This window comes from Protofrankia sp. CiT1, from assembly GCF_917627335.1.
Taxonomy (GTDB): domain Bacteria; phylum Actinomycetota; class Actinomycetes; order Frankiales; family Frankiaceae; genus Protofrankia.
Window position 1 is genome coordinate 1 of sequence record NZ_CAKJTP010000260.1, and the last position, 3550, is coordinate 3550.

2 protein-coding genes and 1 pseudogene are annotated in these 3550 nt (G+C 72.6%); all 3 read right to left on the minus strand.

All coding sequences use genetic code 11. The features are described 5' to 3' along the window. Positions 1 to 492 (minus strand): annotated as a pseudogene (locus tag MJ785_RS21095) (molecular chaperone DnaJ); the annotation flags it as partial. Then, a complete protein-coding gene (locus tag MJ785_RS21100) occupies positions 485 to 1732 on the minus strand; it encodes an AAA family ATPase (protein ID WP_239382542.1) in 1248 nt (415 codons plus the stop codon). The gene MJ785_RS21100 and the pseudogene MJ785_RS21095, both read right to left, overlap by 8 nt. Before the next feature lie 7 nt (positions 1733 to 1739). Further along, positions 1740 to 3550, minus strand: a 1811-nt coding sequence (locus MJ785_RS21105; protein WP_239382544.1) for a 26S protease regulatory subunit, incomplete at its 5' end; no start/stop codon positions are given.

The following is a 3550-nucleotide window of genomic DNA, read 5'->3' on the forward strand; positions in this document are numbered from 1 at the left end:
TGCCCGGGCTGCGGCGAGGAGCGCGTCGACCTGGGCGTCGACGGCCAGGGCGGCGTTACGCTCGGCGTCGCGGCGCGCGTGCGTCTCCGTCCGGCCACCGTAGTTGTCGTCGTAGTAGGTGCTGTCACCCTCGGCTTCGACGGTGTCGGCGAGCTGCCCGCGGACGACGGTGGCGGCTTCGGCGGACGCCGTCACCTCGGCGGTGGCCTCCGCGACGATCTCCAGCTCGCGGGTGGCGGGGTGGTAGAGCAGGTAGCCGCCGTCAAGGGCGTGCCGGAACGACTCGCCGTCGCGTTCCCAGCCCTCGGTGCGGGCGAGGACGCCGCTCAGCGCGGCCAGGGTGGGTGCGCCGATGCCGGCGGCCAGCGGCTCGCGGACCCGGGCGTCCCCGACCGCCTGCCCGCGCCGGGTCACCTGGCGGCGGACCTCCTGCTCCCAGGCGTCGGTCAGGTCACGGGTGGCGCGGACGCGGACCCGGCGTGGGTTACACATCGATCAGCTCCTCCTCGGTGAACCGTTCCCGGTAAACGATGATCGTCTCGCGCTGTTGCCGTTGGACGTCGGCGAGCAGGTCGCGGGCGTCGGGGTGGTCGCGGCGCAGTTCCAGGGCGAGCCGGTGCCCGCGGCGCAGCAGCTCCCGAAACTCCTCCGCCCTGGCGACCCTGGCCCGCTGGCCGACCAGCTCGGTGAGATCGAGCCGCAGTTCGCCGACGCTGCGGACGGTGTGGCCGGGCTGGTCGACGGGCACGCCCGCGTCGGCGGCGACCCGGCGCATCGTCTGTTCGTCGCGGGGGTTCGTCCACAGGTGCACGAGCGGAGCGAGATCGGCGAGCTCGGCGACGGCCCGGCCGGCGAGCAGCGCGGACGCCGCGAACGTCTTCTGTGCCTTCACCGCACGCCGGTCGGAGAAGGCGACCCCCTCGGCGCGCAGGGAGCGCACGATCCGGGCGAACGGCCCGCGCACGGCGCTCAGGTCGATGCCGGCGACGGCGCGCCGCAGCGCGGTGAGGTCGGCGAGGCTGAACCCGACGCGGGTGCGCGCGGCCGGGTCGTCGTCCTGCTCCCCGGAAGGCCCGTGCGCCCTGGCAGGCTCAGCTAGGTTGATCAGTTCCTGTTCGCCGCGCCAGCCGAGCGCGAGAACATCCTCGATGTCGTCGTCGGGGACGTAGTCGAGCCGGCAGCGCAGCAGGAACCGGTCACCGAACGCGGCCAGCACCGGGTCGTCCGGGATGTCGTTGGACGACCCGAGCAGCGTGATCAGGTTGACGTCGACCGTCCGGGCACCGTTGTGGAAGGTCCGCTCGTTGATGAGCGTGAGCAGCGTGTTCAGGATCGCCGAGCTGCCCTGGAACACCTCGTCGAGGAAGGCGATGTCGGCTTCGGGCAGCATCCCGGCCGTGTTCACCTCGTAGACGCCCTCGGTCTGGAACCGGCGGATGTCGACCGGCCCGAACAGCTCGGCGGGTTCGGTGAACCGGCTGAGCAGATAGCTGAAGTAGCGGGCGTCGAGGATGCGGCGGAAGCGTTCCAGCAGGCTGGTCTTGGCGGTTCCGGGCGGCCCGACGAGCAGCACGTGCTCCCGGCACAGGACGGCCAGCGCGACCAGGTCGACCGCTTCGTCCCGGCCGACGAAGCCCTGCTTGACCTCGTGGAGCCGGGTCGCGAACGTGCGCGCCAGCACCCTGGTCGGCTGGCTCAGCGCTGGTGCTGGTGCTGGTGCTGGTGTGGTCATGGTGTGGTCATGGTGCGACGCTCTCCCCGTCGGTGACGATTGGGACCATACGAGTGGTGTGACTGGGCGTGACGACCAGGGCCACCCGGCGCTGCCCGTCGCCGGAGCGTCCGAGCCGCGGCTTCCTCTCTTGCTCCCGTTGCTGGCGGGCCGCCCGCAGCGCCCCGATCAGCTCGCCGAGCCGGCGGGCGTCCGCACGCCGCCCCGGGTTCCCGACCAGCTCGTCGGCGCGGCCGTCACGGAACACCGACCGGATCTCGTCGCCGTTGAGCCCCTCCGTGGCCCGCGCGACGGCGTCCACCAGGGCGGGGCTCACCGTGATGCCGAAATGCCCGGCGTGCACCCGGACGATCTCCCGGCGGGCTTCGGGGTCCGGCAGATCGATCCTGATCGGACGGAACCGGCTCGGCCGCAGCAGGGCGTCGTCGATCAGGTCGATCCGGTTGGTCGTGCCGATGATCAGAACGGGTACCTCGGGCCGGAAGCCGTCCAGCTCGGTGAGCAGCTGGGCGACGATCGCGTTCCCCGCCCGGCTGCCGCCGTCGTCGCGGCCGGTACGCCGCGCCGCGATCGAGTCGAACTCGTCGAAGACGACCACGGCCGGGGCGTTGCGGCGGGCCTCGGCGAACAGCTCACGGACCTTGCGCTCGCTCTCCCCGACGTACATGTCGGTGACCTCCGGCCCGCTGACGACCAGGATCGTCGCGGCCAGCTGGGCGGCCACGGCCTTGGCGAACAGCGTCTTGCCCGTCCCTGGCGGGCCGTGGAAGATGAACCCGCGTGGCACCAGGTCGTGGCGCAGATGCTCGGGCAGGTCGACGGCACCGCCGACGATGGTCAGCGCCCGCCTCAGCTCGGCCTTGACGTCGTCGTAGCCGCCGATCGCCGAGAACGGCACGTTCGGTACCTCGAACGAACTGGACGTGCGGGCCTTGAACACCCGCAGCTCGTGGCGCAGGTCCGCGAAGGTGGGCCGCCGGGCCTGGCTGATCGTCTCGCCGGTCGCCGGGTCGACCTGCTCGCCGATCGCCGGACGGTGCTGGTGGTAGGCGAAGCGCAGCGCGTTACGCAGGCGCACCGCGTTCATCCCGGCGACGTACTTGTACAGGTCGGTCGCGTCGAAACCGTCGAACAGCCCGGCTTCGGCGCGGGTCACCAGCGCCCGGCCCACCGGCACCCGCTCGCCGGAGCGGGTCGCCACCTCCCGGGGCAGGATCTCGATCGACAGCCGCACCGCAAACCGGTTGGCCAGCACCTCGGGGATCACCAGGGACGGGTCGGTGAACGCCAGCAGCACGCACGCGCTGCGCTCGTAGAGGACGTCGGTCAGCTCCCGGGCCTCGCTCGTCAGCGCCGCGTCGGTACCGCCGGCGAGCAGGTCCAGATGCGGCACGACAACCACGTCGCCCGGCTTGGCGTCGGCGACCGCGGTCTGCAATGCCGTCAGCAGCTCGGCGCGGCGCCCGCCGCCGAGCGGGGTCGCCGCACCGAAACCGCCCGGTGCCCCCAGCGCCGCGCTGTCGCTGCCGCTGCTGCCGTTGCTGCCGTTGCCGGCGGCGCCGACGAGCCGGAGCGTCCGCTGCGGCCGTCCGGACCGGCCGGCGATCTCGTGCGCCAGATGCTCGACGAGCAGCTTCTCGCAGCGCACGAGGACGGACAGGCCGCTCTCCAGGTAGGCGGCAGCCCGGTTGATCTCCATGTCGTGCGCGATCAGGACGGCTTCCCGCTCACTCAACGTCTCCGGATGGCCGAGCCCCGCGGCCACGCCCCGTTCGGCTGGATCAGCGACGTCGACGGTGCCGGCGTCCGGAGCGGTGT

Excerpts from the sequence above, each read along its gene's own strand:
- MJ785_RS21100 (WP_239382542.1), bottom strand. The coding sequence starts at position 1,732 with ATGACCACACCAGCACCAGCACCAGCACCAGCGCTGAGCCAGCCGACC.